Genomic DNA, 18,378 nt, shown 5'->3' with positions numbered 1-18,378 from the left:
GACTCATGAGTAGAACACCGATTATCGCGGGTAACTGGAAAATGTTCAAAACGGTTTCCGAAGCAATCAGCTTCGTAAACGAAGTGAAAGGCAGCACAGTTGAAGGCGTGGAGAGTGTTATTTGTTCCCCTTTCACTAACCTACCTGCACTTGTTGAAGCTACAAAAGGTACAGACGTACACGTTGGCGCACAAAACCTTCACTTTGAAGATAACGGCGCGTTCACAGGTGAAATCAGCGGCGTGATGTTGAAAGATCTTGGCGTTGAATATGTCATCATCGGTCACTCCGAGCGTAGAGCTTACTTCGCTGAGTCCGACGAGATCGTGAACAAGAAAGTCGTTGCGGCTTTCAAACACGGCTTGAAACCAATTCTTTGCGTAGGCGAGAAGTTGGAAGAGCGTGAAGCAGGTCAAACGAAAGACGTTTGTAAAGTACAAACAGAAGCAGCTTTTGCTGGTCTTAGCGCAGAGCAAGCAGCACAAGTGGTTATCGCATACGAGCCAATCTGGGCAATCGGTACAGGTAAATCTTCCACAGCGGAAGATGCACAAGACGTGATCGGTTACATCCGTACATTGGTGAGTGGTCTTTACGGCGCAGCAGTAGCTGATGTTGTTCGTATCCAATACGGCGGCAGCGTAAAACCGAACAACATTGCTGAGTACATGGCACAGCCTGACATCGATGGCGCACTTGTAGGTGGAGCGAGCCTTGAGTCCGCTTCTTACATCCAACTCGTCCAGGGGGCGAAGTAACATGTCCAGACCGAAACCGGTAGCACTCATCATTCTCGATGGCTTCGGACTCCGCTCAGAAGAGCAGGGGAATGCGGTTGCTCATGCTAAAAAGCCTAACTACGACCGTTACTGGTCGACGTTTCCTCATACAACCCTCACTGCTTGCGGTGAGGCTGTAGGTTTGCCAGAAGGCCAGATGGGGAATTCTGAAGTAGGACACCTGAACATCGGCGCGGGCCGTACGGTATATCAGGATCTGACGCGGATTTCGAAATCGATTCGTGATGGTGAATTTTACGATAATGAAACGATTCTAGGCGCAGTTCGTCATGCTAAAAATAACGCTAAGAAGCTACACCTCTATGGTTTGCTTTCCGACGGCGGCGTTCACAGTCACATTCAGCATTTATTTGCACTGCTGGACTTGGCGAAGAAAGAACAGTTCGGTGAGGTTTACATCCACGCATTCCTGGACGGCCGCGATGTGGCTCCAGATTCTGCGAAGGGGTACATGCAGAGCTTGCTAAACAAAATCGAGGAAGTCGGCGTAGGCAAAATTGCGACCGTACAAGGCCGCTATTATGCGATGGACCGCGACAAACGCTGGGAGCGTACGGAGAAATCCTACCGCGCGATGGTGTATGGCGAAGGACCTACTTACACGGATCCGATGCAAGCGATTGTGGAGTCTTACGAGAAATCCGTCTATGACGAGTTCGTTATGCCAACGGTTATCGTTGGTGACGACGGTAAGCCGGTAGGACTTGTAGAATCAGGCGATGCCGTTATTTTCTTCAACTTCCGTCCAGACCGTGCGATTCAGCTGTCGCAAGTCTTCACGAATGAAGACTTCCGCGGCTTTGATCGCGGTCCTAAAGTAGCAAAGAACCTTTACTACGTGTGTCTGACGCTGTTCAGTGAGTCCGTAGACGGTTTCGTAGCGTACAAGCCGAAGGATCTCGATAACACGCTTGGCGAGGTGCTGGCTCAGAACGGTCTGAAGCAGCTTCGTGCAGCAGAAACCGAAAAGTACCCGCACGTAACGTTCTTCTTTAGCGGTGGTCGGGATGCTGAATTGCCAGGCGAAACTCGCCTTCTGATTCCTTCACCGAAGGTTGCTACGTATGATTTGCAACCGGAAATGAGCGCTTACGAATTAGCGGAAGCGGTTGTGAAGGAAGTTGAAGCCGAGAAGCATGATGTTATTATCTTGAACTTTGCTAACCCAGACATGGTAGGTCACTCTGGATTGCTTGAACCAACGGTGAAAGCGATCGAGGCGACAGACGAGTGTCTTGGTAAAGTGGTTGAAGCGATCCTAGCCAAAGGTGGCGTTGTCTGCATCACAGCGGACCACGGCAACGCGGATGTGGTGACGAATGCAGACGGTTCACGTAACACGGCACATACAACGAATCCGGTGCCTTTTATTGTGACGGACAAATCTGTTACACTAAGAGATGGCGGTATTCTGGCAGATATTGCACCAACGATGCTAGATTTCTTGAAATTGAATCAACCACAGCAAATGACGGGTGCAACAATTCTAAAAAAATAATTTATATTATTGAAGGAGTGTTTTATCACAATGACAATTATTTCTGATGTTTACGCACGCGAAGTATTGGATTCCCGCGGTAACCCAACGGTTGAAGTAGAAGTATACCTAGAGTCCGGCGCATTCGGCCGTGCTATCGTACCTTCAGGCGCTTCCACAGGCGCATACGAAGCTGTTGAGCTTCGTGATGGTGACAAAGGTCGTTACCTTGGTAAAGGCGTTCTTAAAGCTGTTGAGAACGTAAATGAAATCATCGCTCCTGAAATCATCGGACTAGACGCTCTTGATCAAGTTGGTATCGACAACAAAATGATCGAGCTTGATGGAACTCCTAACAAAGCTAAATTGGGAGCTAACGCAATTCTAGCAGTTTCCATGGCTGTTGCTCGTGCAGCTGCTGACGCTTTGGACGTGCCATTGTACGTTTACCTTGGTGGATTCAACGCGAAAACTCTTCCAGTTCCAATGATGAACATCATCAATGGTGGAGCACACGCTGACAACAACGTTGACGTTCAAGAGTTCATGGTTCTTCCTGTAGGCGCTCCAACTTTCAAAGAAGCTCTTCGCATCGGCGCAGAGATTTTCCATAGCTTGAAATCCGTATTGAAAGAAAAAGGCCTTAACACAGCAGTTGGCGACGAAGGCGGTTTCGCTCCTAACTTCAAATCCAACGAAGAAGCAATCACGACAATCCTTACAGCTATCGAAAACGCTGGTTACAAACCAGGTGTTGACGTATTCTTGGGTATGGACGTTGCTTCCACAGAGTTCTTCAAAGATGGTAAATACCACCTTGAAGGCGAAGGCAAATCCTTCACATCCGCTGAGTGGGTTGACTTCTTGGCTGCTTGGGTTGATAAATACCCAATCATCACTGTTGAAGATGGTTGCTCCGAAGACGATTGGGAAGGTTGGAAATTGCTTACTGAGAAATTGGGTAACAAAATTCAACTCGTTGGTGACGATCTGTTCGTTACGAACACTGAGCGTCTATCCCGCGGTATCGAAGAAAACATCGGTAATTCCATCTTGGTTAAAGTTAACCAAATCGGTACGCTTACTGAGACTTTCGATGCAATCGAAATGGCTAAACGCGCTGGTTACACAGCAGTTATCTCCCACCGTTCCGGTGAGAGCGAAGACAGCACAATCGCTGACATCGCTGTTGCTACAAACGCTGGTCAAATCAAAACAGGTGCTCCGTCCCGTACGGACCGTGTAGCGAAATACAACCAACTTCTTCGTATCGAAGATGAGTTGTTCACAGTAGCTCAATACGCTGGTAAAAAAGCATTCTACAACTTGAGAAACTTCAAATAATTCGCTTCGTATATAAATACAAGGCGGGCAGGTGGCTTACACCTGCCCGTTTTGGCGTATAATGGTAGTAGAAGTCGCTTAGGTAAAGGAGGATGCCTGTTTATGAGCAACTGGGTAAAAACGATTCTGTTTCTAATAGGTTCCGCGGTGCTAACGCATTGGCTCCCTACTTCGTTTTTTCGAAACCTAGACACGATGGTGCATGAGTTTGGGCATGCGGTCGCTACCTTGGCGTTATCCGGTAAAGTCATGTATATCGAGTTATATAGCAATCATAGCGGTGTCACGTTATCCACGATGACAAAGTCATGGGCGATCATTCCAGTGTCGTTGGCTGGCTATATGACAGCCTCGGTATTTGCTTGGTTTCTATTCTCGGCTTACGCAAAAGGGAAGCAACGGCTTGGCTTGCAGGTGACGGCTGCTGTATCCATTCTGTCCTTGGTTTTATTCGTGCGTAACGGGTTTGGTGTTATGTTTTTGGTTGGATTTATTATCCTGACAGTTGTCGTGTTGGCGTTAACACCGAAATGGCTGCGTGACTTCTACTACCTGCTGCTAGCTTTCTTATGTTTGGAAGAGTCGGTATTTGGGCCGGCATCTTTAATTGTCTATGCGGTGCAAAATGGAGGCGCCGGTGATGCGAGTAACTTGGCCAACCATACGGGGATACCCGCCATAATATGGGCGATCGGCTTTACGTTATTTGCACTTTGGTGTGCCAAACGAGCAGTGAGTGCTTTCTTAGGGCGAAGTAAGAGAGCTAGAAGTTCAAGCAGACCTGCTACGATGGGTTCCTTTCGCGATTAGAGCCAGAGGCATCGTTTAGGCGATTTGGTTGTATTTGTGGACGAACTATGTTAAAATACTCATGCTAGTTGTATAAGGCAAAGAATAGGCAATTGGGGTGCTAATATGTTAATCTTTATGAAAATTTTGTTAATCATAGCTTCGGTTGGATTAATCGCGATTGTCCTTTTACAAAAAGGGAAAAGCGCAGGCTTGTCCGGTGCCATTTCCGGTGGCGCAGAACACTTATTTGGTAAACAAAAAGCTCGTGGTTTGGAACTATTTTTGTCCCGTGCAACAATGGGGCTTGCTGCTGCATTCTTTATTCTTTCGATTGTCGTAGCCTACGTAGTGAAGAGCTAACACACATAAAACGATAACAGCAGGGGAACTATACTCCTGCTGTTTTTTCATTTATGTACAAGTGTTGGTGAAAGGATGAGTTCTCATTATTGAAGAACGGATTTATAAGTCGACAGAGCCATTCTACTGGAAGGGTCATGGCCAGAAGCAAGGAACTGGCGTTTTGATGATTCATGGCTTCACAGGTTCTCCTTCGGAATTCAGAAGAATTGGCTACACCTTGCGGGACGAGGGTTATACGATCCAAGCGGTCAGATTGCCAGGGCATGGCACTTCACCTGAGGATATGAGGAACACCGGATGGACGGATTGGTATGGGCATGTCGGAGTTGCATATTTATAAGGAATCATCCCATGGTTTATTGCTAGATCAAGAGCGGGAGCAGATTTACGCTGATATTTCTGCGTTTATCCTTTCGTTGCAGGTGGCATACTATGGAGTAAGGGACTTGAAGACAGCGGACTAGAACAACAACAAGAAGGTGAAGAGAGTAAATGATAAAAGAGAATGAAATTATAAGTTTGATGCAAGAAGAGGCTTATAAGCCTATGTCCTATAAAGAGCTTGAGAAGCATTTCGGAGTTGGAAGTGCCAATGAATTCAAAGAGTTTATTAAAACGTTAAATAAATTAGAAGAAACCGGTCACATCGTAAGAAGCCCTAATGATCGCTATGGCGTTCCGGAACGGATGAATTTGGTGAAAGGCAAGTTGCAAGCGCATGCGAAGGGTTTTGCTTTCCTTATTCCCGAAGATCGCGAGCATCCGGATGTCTATATCAATGCGAATGACCTGAATACAGCGATGAACGGCGATATCGTTTTTGTAAAAATAACAGCCCGCAGCCAAGGCGGCGGCCGCTTGGAAGGTGAAGTCGTTCGTGTTATTACACGGGCGAATTCGCAGATTGTTGGTGTTTTTCAAAGCCAAGAAACGTATGCTTTCGTCATTGCGGATGATAAGCGTGTGACAAGGGATATTTTCATTCCGCAGCATGCTTTTATGGGAGCTGTTTCGGGTCAGAAGGTCGTTGTGAAAATCGTGAACTACCCAGAAGGGCGTTCCGCGGCCGAGGGCGAAGTTATTGAGATTCTGGGTCATAAAGATGATCCAGGTGTAGATATTTTGGCTATCATACGCAAACATCAACTGCCAGAAGCTTTCCAACCAGAAGTTCTAGCGGAAGCAGAAGCGGCACCAGATTCAATTACCGAGGAAGAAATCATCGGCCAAGGCCGTCGGGATCTTCGTGGGAAAACTATTGTAACTATTGATGGTGAAGATGCGAAGGATTTGGATGATGCCGTAAATGTGGAGCTTCTGGAGAACGGCAACGTTCGATTAGGCGTTCATATCGCTGATGTGAGCTACTATGTCCGGGAAGGTACGGCGCTTGATATTGAGGCGTATAATCGCGGATGTTCCGTGTATTTGACAGACCGTGTGATTCCGATGCTGCCACATCGTTTATCGAATGGGATTTGTTCGTTGAACCCGCAAGTGGATCGATTGACGATGTCTTGTGAGATGGAGTTTGACCAGGATTTGAAGGTGGTCAATCATGAGATTTTCACCAGTGTCATCAAAACAAAAGAACGAATGACCTATACGAATGTACGTAAGCTACTGACAGGTGAAGCAGAGCAGGAAATCGTGGAGAAATACGCGTATTTAATGGAAGATTTCAAACGAATGGAAGAACTAGCAGCTAGATTGCGTTCCAGACGGATGAAGCGCGGCGCGATTGATTTTGACTTTGAAGAGTCCAAAATCCTTGTAGATGCTGACGGTAAGCCTACTGATATTGTCAAAAGAGAGCGCTCCGTCGCGGAAATGATGATCGAAGAGTTCATGCTAGCCGCGAATGAGACCGTTGCTGAGCATTTTTCGTGGTTGAAAGTACCGTTCTTGTATCGTATCCATGAAGATCCGGATCCTGAGAAGCTGATGAACTTTATGGAGTTCGTAACGACCTTTGGCTATGCGATGCGTGGTGGTAAAGGTGGGGCGATTCATGCGCGTTCTTTGCAAGCTCTTCTTGAGGATATCAAGGATTCGCCGGAAGAGACCGTCATTAGTAAAGTGATGCTGCGCTCGATGAAACAGGCTAAGTATGATGCACAGAGTTTAGGGCATTTTGGCCTAGCGGCAGAGTTTTATTCCCATTTTACATCACCGATTCGTCGTTATCCGGATTTGGTCATCCATCGTGTTATTCGTGAGGTGTTGGAGAACGGCGGAACGCTTCCAGATAAACGACATGATTATTTAGCTTCGCGTATGAACGATATTGCCCAACAGTCCTCCGAGCGTGAGCGTGTTGCTGTTGATGCAGAACGAGATACAGAAGCCTTGAAGAAAGCACAGTACATGCTGGATAAAGTCGGTGAAGAATTCGAGGGTATTATCTCGAGCGTGACGGGCTTTGGTATGTTCATTGAATTGGATAACACGGTTGAAGGCTTAATTCGCTTGAGTGATTTGACAGATGATTATTATAATCATCACGAGAAGCAGCACGCGTTGATTGGTGAACGCACATCTAAGATCTATCGTCTAGGTGATAGCATTAAGGTGCGGGTTGCTCGCGTGAGTATGGAAGATCATACGATTGATTTTGAATTATTGGATATGAAGCCACGTAAAGAGGGCGGATTTAACCGCGGCGGTGGCGGCGGAGGTAAATTTAAAGGCGCAGGCGGGTTCAAAGGATTCCGCGGCAAGCCCGAGAATGGCCGATCCGATAAAGGTAAAGGTGGCAGGCCAGAGAAGGGTAAGGGCGGCTACAAAGGTAAGGGTGGCTTCGCCAAAACGCAACCTGGCAGCAATCGCAGTACTGTTGTTGGGCAAGATGCGGGGGCCAATCCGGGTGGTGATGCTTCTGGCAACCAACCAACAGGCAATCAAGGGAAGAAGCGTGGCCGTGCAGATCATGGGGCTGCTCGTCGCATTGAGATGGCGGCTCGCGGCAAAGCCGAAGGTACTAGTGGAACGGAAGGATCAGAACAGGGCCGTAGAAGATCCAGAGGCAAAGGCTCGAATAAAGCGGATGCGGGTAGCCGTGGTGGAGCTGATGGCTATGCTGGAAACGGGGATGGCAAAGCCGAGAACATTGCGGGCATTGGCACAGGCCAAGGCGGCTTCTCCGGAAATGCAGCAGGTCAAGGGAAATCGCGCCGCGGTAAGGGTGGCAGTAAGCCTTGGAGCGATACGCGCGAAAAAGGCGGTAAGATCGGCGAAGGCGGCAGCTTGCGCCAGCGTTTGCAATCCGTCGGCGCAGGGCGGACGGATAGTGGAGCGGGCCGCAGCGGCGAGCGCGGCCGTGGGGTTTCGCTTGGGGGCGAAGCCCAAGCGGGTGGTGGCGGTGGCGCTGCTGCGGAGCGCAGCGGCATCGATTGGGCGAGCGGCGTGAACGCGCTCGCCAAGGGCGGTCGTCGTCGGAGTGACGACGGCGATGGCAGCAAGAAGCGGCGGAGATAGTCGCCGGTTCTTGCTTTTCGGGCTTGATCTTGCTACAATAGGTTGCACATTGTAGCAAGATTTACCTGCATTTTAGCGTGCGGGAGGAGGATCTCACGTGGCAACTAAAAAGGCTGATGGCAAACTACTGGCTCAGAATAAAAAGGCTTCACACGATTATTTCATTGAAGATACTTATGAATGCGGTCTTGTCCTAACCGGCACGGAGATCAAGTCCTTACGGGCAGGTAAAGCCAACATTGGCGACAGCTTTTCGACGATTCGGAATGGTGAAGCTTTTGTCCACAATATGCATATTAGCCCTTTCGATCAAGGGAACCGAAGCAATCCCGAAGATCCTACACGGACGCGGAAGCTATTGCTGAAGAAAGTGCAAATCGCCAAGATCCTAGGTCAAGCTAAGCAAGAAGGGTATACGGTTGTTCCATTAAAGGTATATATCCGGAATGGTTATGCGAAGCTGTTGATTGGTATTGGTAAAGGGAAGAAACAATACGACAAGCGCGAATCCGCTGCTAAGAAAGACGCTCAACGCGATATTCAACGTGCTTTGCGTGAGAAGCAGAAGATTGCTAGATAGCTTGGCTGTGTTGGAAGGTAACACCTTGTCTTCCATGAACCTAGTGTTCACTTTGCTGAGGCATGTGGTATACTAGTAAATGTAACGAAGAGATTTCAAGTGTAACTTGGCTCTACAGCTTGTCCTTTAACCTTCACCGTCTATGACGGTTACGAAGGCAATCCGGGGGTGTTCTTGGATTCGACGGGGATAGTTTGAGCGCGGGTTGCGGGTAGTGGGGCCGCGTCCACTATAAAACGCTAAAGCCTATTAAATGGCAAAACACAAAACAACTACGCTTTAGCAGCTTAATAACCTGTTAGCGTGCTTCTACTCAGCATCGCCCATGTGACTGGGATAGGGGCTCAACTATAGTGGGATACGACGTTTGGTCTCCGCCTGGGGTCGGACGTAGGAAGACAATCAGGCTGACCCAACGCATAGCCGGTTACGGGGCGATGCTCGGGTGACATCAAAACTGTGACTACACCCGTAGATGCCTGTGTGGCAATATTTTCGGACAGGGGTTCGACTCCCCTCACCTCCATACAAAACAAGAGACACCCATTCGGGTGTCTTTTGTTTTTATAGCGGTGTGAGTAGGGGGTTGAAACCCTCAAGGGTTCGCCCGCGCGGACCGGAGCGATAGTGGAGGGAGCACGGCATAGCTGGCGATGGATTTCTTAATCTCAGGAATGTCTCGCTTAGCTACGTAGTCCTCGAACTGAGAAAGTAGTTGTCGCAGAGTATCCTCTGTGATGGCTGCTATTTCATTATTCTGTGGCGTAATCTTCAATTTTTGATAGATTGAAAAATGATGTTGCCAAAGGTTAAATATGGTAATGTAGTTAATGAATATATGTCGAAAGGCGAGTGGATTTATGATAAGACGGTTTGTTTCTTTATTCATTTTATTCTGTATGGTGGTCGGTATGCTGCCGGGTTATGCTTCTGCAGCTAACCCATCGGTTCCATTTTTCAAAGATAATTGGGGGTACGGAAATATTGTTTTTAATGGTGCTGGAAACATAGGGGGATCCAGGGATCTTAAAGACGTGGCTTATGGCAACGGGTTGTATGTGGCGGTGGGTTCGGGTCTTATTGCGACATCAACTGACGCGCAGCTTTGGTATCCACAAAATTTTCCGGATGCAGCAGGGATTAAATTTACTAATTTTAATGGTATTGCATATGGCAATGGCATGTTTGTGACGGTAGGTTGGGGCGGATATATCTTCACCTCTAGCGACGGAGCAAATTGGACGCTTCGCCGGAATATGACGGGGCTAGATCTGAATAAAGTCGTTTATGGGAATGGCATGTTTGTGGCGGTGGGACAGGACGGATCGATCGTCACTTCAATTGATGGGGACAACTGGATGAGTCTGACGTCAGATGATTTCTCAACTCTATATGGCATCGCATATGGCGGTGGTACGTTTGTGGCAGTAGGGCAGAATGGGACGACCCTAACCTCGCGTGATGGTGTAAAATGGACGAAACAAGTATCGGGGACGACGAAGGAGCTATATTGTGTAACGTATGGTAACGGTATTTTTATCATAGGCGGCCGACTCGAATTGATCCGCTCTTCCATGGAGGGAGACAGCTGGGTCAGTCGTTCAGTATCATCTCGACTTACTCCACTGGATGTGACCTATAACAACAATATCTTTTATGCGGTTGGGTATAGCGGATCGCTCTCAACCTCCCCAGATGGGATAGTCTGGGATGAACGATATATCGCTGGAGTTACTGGTGAAATTAGGGGAATTGTTTTCAATAATGACACCGCTGTGATTGTGGAAGCTACTTCCCGTATTTTGTGGAAAAAGATACCGGGCATCTACAGATTTGCCTATGACGGAAATGGCAACACGTCAGGATTAGTGCCCGCGCCACCTGAGTGGTACGCGCAAAATGACCTTTTATGGATCAGTGGAAATAATAGCAACTTAAGAAAAAATGGCTATACATTTGATGGCTGGAACACTGCAGCCGATAGAAGCGGAAAGTCCTACTCAGGTTATTGGAAGTTTAACGATGACTTCATTATTGGCACTGAGAATGTAACGTTGTACGCACAGTGGAAAGCAAATTCGCCGTTGTACAACGTGATCTATGATGGCAATGGCAGTACGGAAGGGACCGTGCCTGCTGTTAGCAAATATGTTCAAAGCGAATCGGTTACCGTCATGGAAAATAAGGGAAACTTGATTAAAAAAGGCAATACGTTCGCTGGTTGGAACACGGCGGAAGACGGAAGCGGTACGAGTTATGCTCCGAATGCTACGTTCACTATGGGTAATAAGCATGAAACTCTTTATGCTCAGTGGGAAGTGGGCAGTAATGCTGATCTGAGCGGGCTTGATTTATCGAGCGGCACCTTAAGTCCTTCATTTGATGCGGGCCAAACAAGTTACACCGTCCAAGTAGACAATAACGTGAGCAGTCTAACGATTACACCGAAGGCAGCTGACAACAGTGCAATCGTGAAGGTGAACGACTTGGAGGTAACGAGCGGTACTGCATCCAATGCGATCAATGTGAGCGAGGACGGTCAAACGATCAGTGTGTCGGTGACAGCTCAGAATGGTACGATGAAGATGTACACCTTGACGGTGAAACGAGCGGATGAGGCTAAGAAAGAGGAGAAACCACAAGATAATTCCATTAAGCTGTACGTGAACGGGACTCAACTGGAATCTCCGACTTTTATTGACGGCAGTGCTATGGTGCCCGCCCGTATGGTTTCCGAACAGCAAGGTGCCACGGTCGAATGGGATCCTAGCACGCAAACCGTCCAAATCGTACTTGGCGGCAAATACATATCTATGACGATAGGTAGTAATGTTTCTATTGTGAACGGTGAGGAAATACAGTTGCCAGTTAGCCCGATGATTAATGAGAGCGGTGTTACGCTGGTGCCATTCCGTTTCATATTTGAGGCATTAGGCGCGTCAGTAGAGTATAACGAAGAAACGAGAACAATCAACGTCTTTAAATAGAGAAGGTATGACGAGAATAAACAAGCATAGTTATACCCGGTGTAAGAACAGGAACGGTTCCACCATCCGCAGATTGTCGAGAAACCCACGTCATGATATCCATGACGATGGGTTTTTCTTCTTTTTGCACATGGAAGGATACCGAGTTTTCTTGTTGCCCTTATTCCAGATTGGCATGATTCTTAAACATAGTGGCACCTTGAAGTTCTTTTATCTCCATAAGGCTTAGTACGACCGTATCCAGCAGCAGCAGGAGGGCTTGTTCGAATAAGCTTCCCATAGGCTGCCTGGAGCTGCCCGATGTGCTTTCTTTGATAGAAGCGGGAATGCGTACGACCGTAGAAGATAATTTACCTAAGGTTGATTCTGGTACAATTGTAATGGCAGCAACCGAGGCGCCTGTGTTTTGGGCTTTGGATGCCATTGCCGTCAAGCTTTTGGTCTCGCCGGACCCTGACCCAACCAGAAGCAGGTCACCTTGGGTAATACCTGGTGTTATGGTCTCGCCTACCACATAAACACGGAGTCCCATATGCATAAGTCTCATCGCGAATGCGCGCATCATCAGCCCAGAGCGTCCTGCTCCTACTACAAAGATCGTTTCAGCTGTTAAAATCTGCTGAGCAAGCTCATCAATCTCATTCGGTTGAATACCTTGAAGCGTGCGCTCCAGTTCTTGAAGAATAGAGGATACAGATTGCAACGTACTCATTTCCATTATCCCTGTCTGATCAGTTGCTGCATTTGAGCTGCAACTGCTGGTTTGTCTTCAACGCCGGTAATACCGCCGCCTACGATAACCAGATCAGGCTGTGCGCGAATGACTTCAGGCAGTGTCTGAAGTTTAATGCCGCCAGCGATTGCTGTTTTTGCCTGTTTTACGACACGCTTAATTGTTGCCAAGTCCTGAAAAGAGTTTTTACCCTCTGCTTGATGGTCGTAGCCGGAATGTACACAGATATAGTCAACGCCAAGGTTGTCGATTTCTACTGCACGTGCGGCAATATCTTTCACATTAATCATATCAACCATAATTTTTTTGTTTTGTTTCCGAGCTTCTTCCACAGCACCTTTAATCGTGGAATCGTCGGATACACCAAGCACGGTAATGATATCAGCTCCTGCTTCGGAAGCTTTCATCACCTCATAACCGCCGGCGTCCATGATTTTGAGATCGGCGAGTACTTTAAGCGATGGGAATTCCGCTTTAATTTCTTTAACGGCGCGAAGCCCTTCGTTGATCACAACAGGAGTTCCAATTTCCACGATATCGATATAAGGCGCTACCTCTTTTATAAGTTGTTTTGCCTCAGGGATGTTGACCAAGTCGAGTGCCAGTTGAAGTTCCATATAATGAAATGTCTCCTTTAGATGAATTATTATTTTAGGGATGAGTTCATAGTAGGACGATACCGAAATTTATGGAAGTACGCACTTTCAAGTAAGTCTGTATCCTGTAGGATACTGTAAAGCGCAAAAAAGCAGACTCCATGCGGAGTCTGCCGGTTTGTAATAGATATAATGCTCGTTTATTTTTCAGTAGTTTGAAGTGGTATTAGCTCAGAATTAGAGGTTCTACCGAGCACTTCTTCGCCATAATTTTTTCCCCAGTTGTACATCAGCTTAAGAATCGGGACGAGGCTTTCTCCATATGGAGTAAGCTTATATTCAACCTTTGGCGGGACAACCGGATACACGGTTCGCTCGACAAGCTGGTCTTCTTCCAGCTCGCGGAGCTGGTTGGTTAAAATCTTTTGCGTGATATGGGGAATGAGCCTCTGAAGCTCACTAAATCTCTTAGTACCGTCGATGCCCAGATGCCAGAGGATAATAAGTTTCCACTTGCCTCCGATTAACGCGAGAGTGAGTTCTTTCTCACAGTTAATTTGATCAATTTCAATTCTTGAACGGATATCTTTCGCCAAAGCTTAAGCACCTCCACATTCCTATAGTGTCACAATAGATTACAGGATTATAGGGCACATGTCTATGAAAGAAGATGTCGAGTATTTCAGAGAAGAGCTCTGTCAATATCCTGAATTTGTAAATTGATGATATAATAAGGCTATAGCGTCAGGTAGCTGTAAGTGGTTAGATCAAAGAAATGATTTTATTACATCTGAATGGGGTTAACATCAATGCGTGATAGGCTTAGAAGTGATTTGATACAGTATCAAAAAGCACATCAAAATAAATGCAATCAAATACTTCATTATTTTGCTTTTTTATGTGCCTTTCTTGCTTGGATTTTTTTATTTATTGATTTAAAAGTTACACTTGGTCTAGGGGTATTCCATTATATACTTTCATGGATTGGGCATTTTTACTTTGAAAAGAATAAACCTGCTTCCTTCAAGCGGCCATTATTAGGTTTTTATGCAGGGTTTACATGGTTCTTTTTGCGGAGTTTTGAACTGTTTACAGGTAGGAAGGTATTACCTTAATCCAGTCAGGGGAAGGATCTCTTCATGAACTTTTTTAAAAAGAAAAGCAATGGCTATATTTGTTCGTGCTGTGGTGAAAAGCATGATGAACTTCTAATGAGTTATGGTAGTAATGCTCCATATTATTGGTTTCAATCAGAACCAGAAGAGAGAGATGCTAGGTTTAATCTTGATTCAGACTTATGTGTAATAGATGACAAGGACTATTTTATACGTGGTAATATTGAAATCCCTATAATCAATAAAAAGACGACTTTCGTATGGGATGTTTGGGTTTCACTAAGCAAGAGTAATTTTGAAAAGGTAGCATCATATTGGACAAAAAAGGGGAGAGAGAAGGAGTTAGAACCAATGTTTGGGTGGTTATCAACTTCAATCCCATGTTATTCAGAACAGACAATTAATTTAAAAACGATGGTACATACTCGCAAGGTAGGTATTAGACCTTCAATTGAACTTGAACCAACAGCCCATCCACTTTCAGTTGAACAAAGAAATGGTATTACAATGAGAAGAATTCAAGAAATAGCCGAGGGTATACTTCATATGAATGGTTAAATAAAACATGGATTTCATTTGTCAAGATTCAGGACAGATAAAACGAGAATACCAAAAGGGGGAGCAAAACCCGAAATGGATACTTCCTTTAAGATTTTTACATTAATATGGCTTATATTCATATATGCTTTAGTTGTATATCGTACTTTCATTAGCAAAAGTGATAAAAGACATACACGAGAGAATGTTGGTCTAATCCTAATATTATTTATATTGATTACGATTAGTAATCTATTGAACGTATATTTAAAAATAGGATTTTATCTAGTTGGTCTTATTCTAATGATTTTCACGCTTAGGAAAAACAGAAGGAGTCACATTGAATAAAAGAGTAAGTTTGATTTGAATTCAGACATAGCTGCTGCATATTTTGCGCAGCTTTTTCTTTTAATGAAGAAGCGTCCTGTAACGTATCGCAAAAACCATTTTTTAATGAAAGAGCAATTTTATATGAAGGGAAGGATAGAAATGATTTCACAAGCGTTGATTATTCAGGATGATAAAGTTCTTATGGTTCAACAGTACGTCGAACGTGGAGATATCGTATGGAATTTCCCTGGTGGCGGTATTGAGGAAGGGGAAACAGCCGAACAAGCATGTATAAGAGAAGTGAAAGAAGAAACAGGATATGATGTTGTTATTGAGCAACTCTTGGACTGTACGGACGATAAGTACACTTATCTAGCTAAGATTAATGGCGGAGAAATGTTTCTGGATTCGGAGAATGAAGCGAATGAAGATATTATTGAGATAGCTTGGGTTTCAGCCAACGACATAAATAAATGGGATATGTATACGACCCCTATTTTCAATATGTATCATAGAAAAACTGTATAAAACATGGACCTGATTGAACAGGTAGAAATATGCAAGAAAGCAATTAGTTTTTGTGCAAGGGGACTTATATGATAAATCCACAGTTCGGAACTAAAACAGAGATACAATTAAAGGTGTTAAACGAAATCAGTGCAATATGTACATTAATCGATTGCAAGTTCTGGTTGCGTGGCGGATGGGCAATCGATTTTTTACTTGGCGAGGTCACTCGACCACATGACGATATAGACGTAATTACATGGATACAGAACCGAGAGAAGTTAGAACAGGCTCTTGCAGAAGCTGGTTTTGAAAAGACACCTGTGAAAGAGGAGTTTAGAGGTAGGCAGTCCGATTTCCGTAAGGATGACGTAGACATTACTTTTGGCTATATAACCAGTACCATGGATGGAAATCTTATTATGAGTGGTTTACCCGATTGGGTATGGCGGTCGGATTCCTTGTCACAACAAAGTTTTATGTTGAACAATATAACGGCACTTGTCTTAAGTCCAAGACAACTTTTGGAAGAAAAAGAGGTTTACGAGCGAATTGGTAGGAAGCCTAGACAAAAGGATTTAGAAAGCAAAAAGACATTGCATCGAATAATAGCAGAGTTAAATTAAGTCGAAAAGATTGGACTGCATATTCGTGTTCTAGACACCCAGTCGGGTGTCTTTTGTTTTTACGCTGGCGTGACTAGGCAGTTCCCCCGTCCAAAGTATAGAAATTCATAAAAAGTATCGTTTTTACTACAAGCAACCTTCGCTTAAGTGTGGTTTTCTACGCCAATTTCCGATTTACACTGCTCCTGAAGCGATGGTAATCTGAGGTCAACCCAAAGGGACCAACACGACAAAAGGAGGAGACGATGTGGGGAGACGGGGAAGAGTTCTGCTCCGAAACGTACCATTGCTCATAATGACACTGCCGGGATTGTTGTTATTGCTGGCATTCCATTACTTACCGATCGGCGGCATCTTGATTGCATTTAAGGATTTCAGTTATTCCGGCGGAAGCTTACTAAAGAATTTTGCTAATAGTCCTTGGGTGGGTTTGAAGAATTTCTCATTTTTCATCCAAACGCCAGATGCGTTCATTATTACACGGAACACGATTCTGTATAATTTGGCGTTTATCATCTTAGGGACGGGTATCGCGGTACTCATGGCAATTGCTTTTAACGAATTGAGGAACCGAAAGCTGGCCAAATTGTATCAAACTACACTGTTACTGCCTTATTTTTTATCGTGGATAGCGGTGAGTTACTTGTTTTACGGTTTTCTTAGCGTGGATATGGGTATCATTAACAATTCCATTTTAAAACCACTAGGCATTGCCCCTGTCGCTTGGTACAGTGAAGCCAATCTGTGGCCGTTCATTTTGGTGTTCGTGAACATTTGGAAGTATGCCGGCTATAACTGCATTGTGTACTTGGCAGCTATTATCGGGATCGACCATGACTATTATGAAGCAGCTTCACTAGACGGTGCATCGAAGTGGCAGCAGGTCCGTTACATTACGATTCCGTCGATATCCCCTGTCATCATCTTAATGGTACTGCTGGCGATCGGACGAATGTTTTTCGCGGATTTTGGTCTGTTCTACCAGGTGCCGTTAAATTCCGGCGCAATTTTCAACACCACGAATGTGATCGATACTTACGTATATCGCGCTTTAATGAACAGCGGCGATATCAGCATGTCTTCGGCAGCGAGCACGTTTCAATCATTTGTTGGCTTTGTGCTAGTGCTCCTCTCGAACTGGATCGTGCGCAGAATCGATAAAGAGAAAGCGATTTTCTAGGAGGAATTACTATGAAAGCCGAAAGCAACATGAATGCCATTTCGCCCTCCACGAATGCGGTCATTCATCTTGTATTTATTGCTATGAGTCTTACTTGCATCATCCCTCTGCTACTCGTCGTCGCTGTCTCCATATCTAATGAACAGAGCATCGTTGCCGATGGCTATCGATTCATACCTGCTAAGTTATCGCTGGATGCTTACCGTTATTTATGGCAGGAAAATCGTATGATTATGAACGCCTATGGCGTAACGATCTTTACGACACTTATCGGTACTGCGCTAAGCCTGCTGATTATTGCTTTATTCTCCTATCCCTTAGCTCGGCGTGACTTTGCTTACCGCAAGCTGTTTACGTTTCTCGTTGTATTTACACTGTTATTTCAAGGCGGATTAGTGTCTTGGTACATGGTAACGACGCAAATTTTGCATTTGAAAAATAATATTTGGGCACTGATCATCCCGCATCTGTTTAATGGCTGGTACGTCATGATCATGCGTACTTATTTCCAGACAACGATTCCAGATGCCGTACTTGAGTCAGCGAAAATTGACGGGGCAGGGGAGTTTCGGACCTTTTTCTCTATCGTCCTAAGACTGTCTCTACCGGGTCTGGCCACAATTGGGCTATTCAATGCCATTGTATATTGGAACGACTGGTGGCTACCGCTCATGCTTATTACCGATGATAAGCTGCTTAATATGCAGTACCTCATGTACAAAGCGCAGAGCATGGCGAACTACTTGTCTAGCGCAAGCGGTGAGCATTTTGGTACCGTGATGCAAGTAGCACCGCCTTCACTGACACTGCGGATGGCGCTGGCGGTAATTGGCATCGGGCCAATCGTGCTGGCATATCCATTTTTTCAGAAATACTTTGTAAAAGGGCTTACGATTGGCGCTGTCAAAGGCTAAACCCAGGAAACTGGTTGGCA

Annotated in this window: 18 protein-coding genes and 1 other RNA gene; 16 read left to right on the top strand and 3 right to left on the bottom strand. The window is 45.5% G+C overall.

From position 1 onward, the window contains the following. Nucleotides 1-5 precede the first annotated feature (5 nt). The 10 genes from tpiA (at nucleotide 6) to AC58QM_RS25865 (ending at nucleotide 11,820) form a co-directional block, all read left to right on the top strand. On the top strand, nucleotides 6-758 hold the full coding sequence (gene tpiA / locus AC58QM_RS25910) for a triose-phosphate isomerase (RefSeq protein WP_056611245.1): 753 nt from the start codon (nucleotides 6-8) through the stop codon (nucleotides 756-758). A gap of 1 nt (nucleotide 759) precedes the next feature. Next, the gene (gene gpmI, locus AC58QM_RS25905) at nucleotides 760-2,298 is read left to right on the top strand and encodes a 2,3-bisphosphoglycerate-independent phosphoglycerate mutase (RefSeq protein ID WP_497287710.1); all 1,539 of its coding nucleotides are present in this window, start codon (nucleotides 760-762) and stop codon (nucleotides 2,296-2,298) included. 30 nt (nucleotides 2,299-2,328) lie between these two features. Next, entirely contained in the window at nucleotides 2,329-3,621 is a 1,293-nt protein-coding gene (gene eno / locus AC58QM_RS25900) for a phosphopyruvate hydratase (protein WP_056611239.1), read from the top strand. A gap of 102 nt (nucleotides 3,622-3,723) precedes the next feature. Then, nucleotides 3,724-4,431 (top strand): M50 family metallopeptidase, encoded by a 708-nt coding sequence (locus AC58QM_RS25895; RefSeq protein ID WP_497287709.1) that lies wholly within the window; start codon nucleotides 3,724-3,726, stop codon nucleotides 4,429-4,431. A 105-nt stretch (nucleotides 4,432-4,536) separates the two neighbouring features. Then, complete coding sequence (secG, locus tag AC58QM_RS25890; protein WP_056611230.1) at nucleotides 4,537-4,773, top strand: preprotein translocase subunit SecG; 237 nt, start codon at nucleotides 4,537-4,539, stop codon at nucleotides 4,771-4,773. 166 nt (nucleotides 4,774-4,939) lie between these two features. After that, nucleotides 4,940-5,116, top strand: a complete 177-nt coding sequence (locus tag AC58QM_RS25885; RefSeq protein ID WP_497287708.1) for an alpha/beta hydrolase — start codon at nucleotides 4,940-4,942, stop codon at nucleotides 5,114-5,116. Nucleotides 5,117-5,268: 152 nt separating this feature from the next. Further along, the gene (rnr, locus tag AC58QM_RS25880) at nucleotides 5,269-8,253 is read left to right on the top strand and encodes a ribonuclease R (RefSeq protein ID WP_497287707.1); all 2,985 of its coding nucleotides are present in this window, start codon (nucleotides 5,269-5,271) and stop codon (nucleotides 8,251-8,253) included. A 97-nt stretch (nucleotides 8,254-8,350) separates the two neighbouring features. After that, entirely contained in the window at nucleotides 8,351-8,833 is a 483-nt protein-coding gene (smpB, locus tag AC58QM_RS25875) for an SsrA-binding protein SmpB (protein ID WP_057310204.1), read from the top strand. 164 nt (nucleotides 8,834-8,997) lie between these two features. After that, nucleotides 8,998-9,362: a transfer-messenger RNA gene (gene ssrA / locus AC58QM_RS25870) on the top strand. A 331-nt stretch (nucleotides 9,363-9,693) separates the two neighbouring features. Beyond that, nucleotides 9,694-11,820: a stalk domain-containing protein gene (locus tag AC58QM_RS25865; protein WP_497287706.1), complete on the top strand. Its 2,127-nt coding sequence runs from the start codon at nucleotides 9,694-9,696 to the stop codon at nucleotides 11,818-11,820. 160 nt (nucleotides 11,821-11,980) lie between these two features. On the opposite strand, the gene hxlB is transcribed toward AC58QM_RS25865, so the two are convergent. The 3 genes from hxlB to AC58QM_RS25850 form a co-directional block, all read right to left on the bottom strand. Next, nucleotides 11,981-12,532 (bottom strand): 6-phospho-3-hexuloisomerase, encoded by a 552-nt coding sequence (hxlB, locus tag AC58QM_RS25860; protein ID WP_497287705.1) that lies wholly within the window; start codon nucleotides 12,530-12,532, stop codon nucleotides 11,981-11,983. 5 nt (nucleotides 12,533-12,537) lie between these two features. Then, complete coding sequence (gene hxlA / locus AC58QM_RS25855) at nucleotides 12,538-13,170, bottom strand: 3-hexulose-6-phosphate synthase (protein ID WP_310502409.1); 633 nt, start codon at nucleotides 13,168-13,170, stop codon at nucleotides 12,538-12,540. Between the two features lie 179 nt (nucleotides 13,171-13,349). Then, a complete protein-coding gene (locus AC58QM_RS25850) occupies nucleotides 13,350-13,745 on the bottom strand; it encodes a winged helix-turn-helix transcriptional regulator (RefSeq protein WP_497287704.1) in 396 nt (131 codons plus the stop codon). A 213-nt stretch (nucleotides 13,746-13,958) separates the two neighbouring features. On the opposite strand from AC58QM_RS25850, the gene AC58QM_RS25845 reads away from it, so the two are divergent. The 6 genes from AC58QM_RS25845 (at nucleotide 13,959) to AC58QM_RS25820 (ending at nucleotide 18,358) form a co-directional block, all read left to right on the top strand. Next, nucleotides 13,959-14,264, top strand: a complete 306-nt coding sequence (locus AC58QM_RS25845; RefSeq protein WP_497287703.1) for a DUF962 domain-containing protein — start codon at nucleotides 13,959-13,961, stop codon at nucleotides 14,262-14,264. Between the two features lie 24 nt (nucleotides 14,265-14,288). Then, nucleotides 14,289-14,822 carry a DUF2199 domain-containing protein gene (locus AC58QM_RS25840; protein WP_497287702.1) on the top strand — a complete coding sequence of 178 codons (534 nt, stop codon included), beginning with the start codon at nucleotides 14,289-14,291 and terminating at the stop codon, nucleotides 14,820-14,822. Nucleotides 14,823-15,164: 342 nt separating this feature from the next. Further along, complete coding sequence (locus AC58QM_RS25835; RefSeq protein WP_497287701.1) at nucleotides 15,165-15,659, top strand: NUDIX hydrolase; 495 nt, start codon at nucleotides 15,165-15,167, stop codon at nucleotides 15,657-15,659. Between the two features lie 68 nt (nucleotides 15,660-15,727). Continuing rightward, complete coding sequence (locus tag AC58QM_RS25830) at nucleotides 15,728-16,264, top strand: nucleotidyltransferase domain-containing protein (RefSeq protein ID WP_497287700.1); 537 nt, start codon at nucleotides 15,728-15,730, stop codon at nucleotides 16,262-16,264. Between the two features lie 247 nt (nucleotides 16,265-16,511). Next, entirely contained in the window at nucleotides 16,512-17,444 is a 933-nt protein-coding gene (locus AC58QM_RS25825; RefSeq protein WP_497287699.1) for an ABC transporter permease, read from the top strand. Between the two features lie 11 nt (nucleotides 17,445-17,455). Further along, complete coding sequence (locus tag AC58QM_RS25820; RefSeq protein WP_497287698.1) at nucleotides 17,456-18,358, top strand: carbohydrate ABC transporter permease; 903 nt, start codon at nucleotides 17,456-17,458, stop codon at nucleotides 18,356-18,358. Nucleotides 18,359-18,378 lie beyond the last annotated feature (20 nt).

The organism is Paenibacillus sp. J22P165, from assembly GCF_059692015.1.
Note: the sequence above shows the minus strand (reverse complement) of the source record. Positions and strands in the feature narration are given on the sequence as shown.

Bases quoted from the DNA above. Each gene is read 5' to 3' on its own strand.
- hxlB (WP_497287705.1), bottom strand. From the start codon at position 12,532: ATGAGTACGTTGCAATCTGTATCCTCTATTCTTCAAGAACTGGAGCGC.
- secG (WP_056611230.1), top strand. From the start codon at position 4,537: ATGTTAATCTTTATGAAAATTTTGTTAATCATAGCTTCGGTTGGATTA.
- eno (WP_056611239.1), top strand. From the start codon at position 2,329: ATGACAATTATTTCTGATGTTTACGCACGCGAAGTATTGGATTCCCGC.
- AC58QM_RS25830 (WP_497287700.1), top strand. From the start codon at position 15,728: ATGATAAATCCACAGTTCGGAACTAAAACAGAGATACAATTAAAGGTG.
- AC58QM_RS25895 (WP_497287709.1), top strand. From the start codon at position 3,724: ATGAGCAACTGGGTAAAAACGATTCTGTTTCTAATAGGTTCCGCGGTG.
- AC58QM_RS25845 (WP_497287703.1), top strand. From the start codon at position 13,959: ATGCGTGATAGGCTTAGAAGTGATTTGATACAGTATCAAAAAGCACAT.
- gpmI (WP_497287710.1), top strand. From the start codon at position 760: ATGTCCAGACCGAAACCGGTAGCACTCATCATTCTCGATGGCTTCGGA.
- AC58QM_RS25840 (WP_497287702.1), top strand. From the start codon at position 14,289: ATGAACTTTTTTAAAAAGAAAAGCAATGGCTATATTTGTTCGTGCTGT.
- AC58QM_RS25865 (WP_497287706.1), top strand. From the start codon at position 9,694: ATGATAAGACGGTTTGTTTCTTTATTCATTTTATTCTGTATGGTGGTC.
- tpiA (WP_056611245.1), top strand. From the start codon at position 6: ATGAGTAGAACACCGATTATCGCGGGTAACTGGAAAATGTTCAAAACG.
- AC58QM_RS25885 (WP_497287708.1), top strand. From the start codon at position 4,940: ATGATTCATGGCTTCACAGGTTCTCCTTCGGAATTCAGAAGAATTGGC.
- hxlA (WP_310502409.1), bottom strand. From the start codon at position 13,170: ATGGAACTTCAACTGGCACTCGACTTGGTCAACATCCCTGAGGCAAAA.
- rnr (WP_497287707.1), top strand. From the start codon at position 5,269: ATGATAAAAGAGAATGAAATTATAAGTTTGATGCAAGAAGAGGCTTAT.
- AC58QM_RS25820 (WP_497287698.1), top strand. From the start codon at position 17,456: ATGAAAGCCGAAAGCAACATGAATGCCATTTCGCCCTCCACGAATGCG.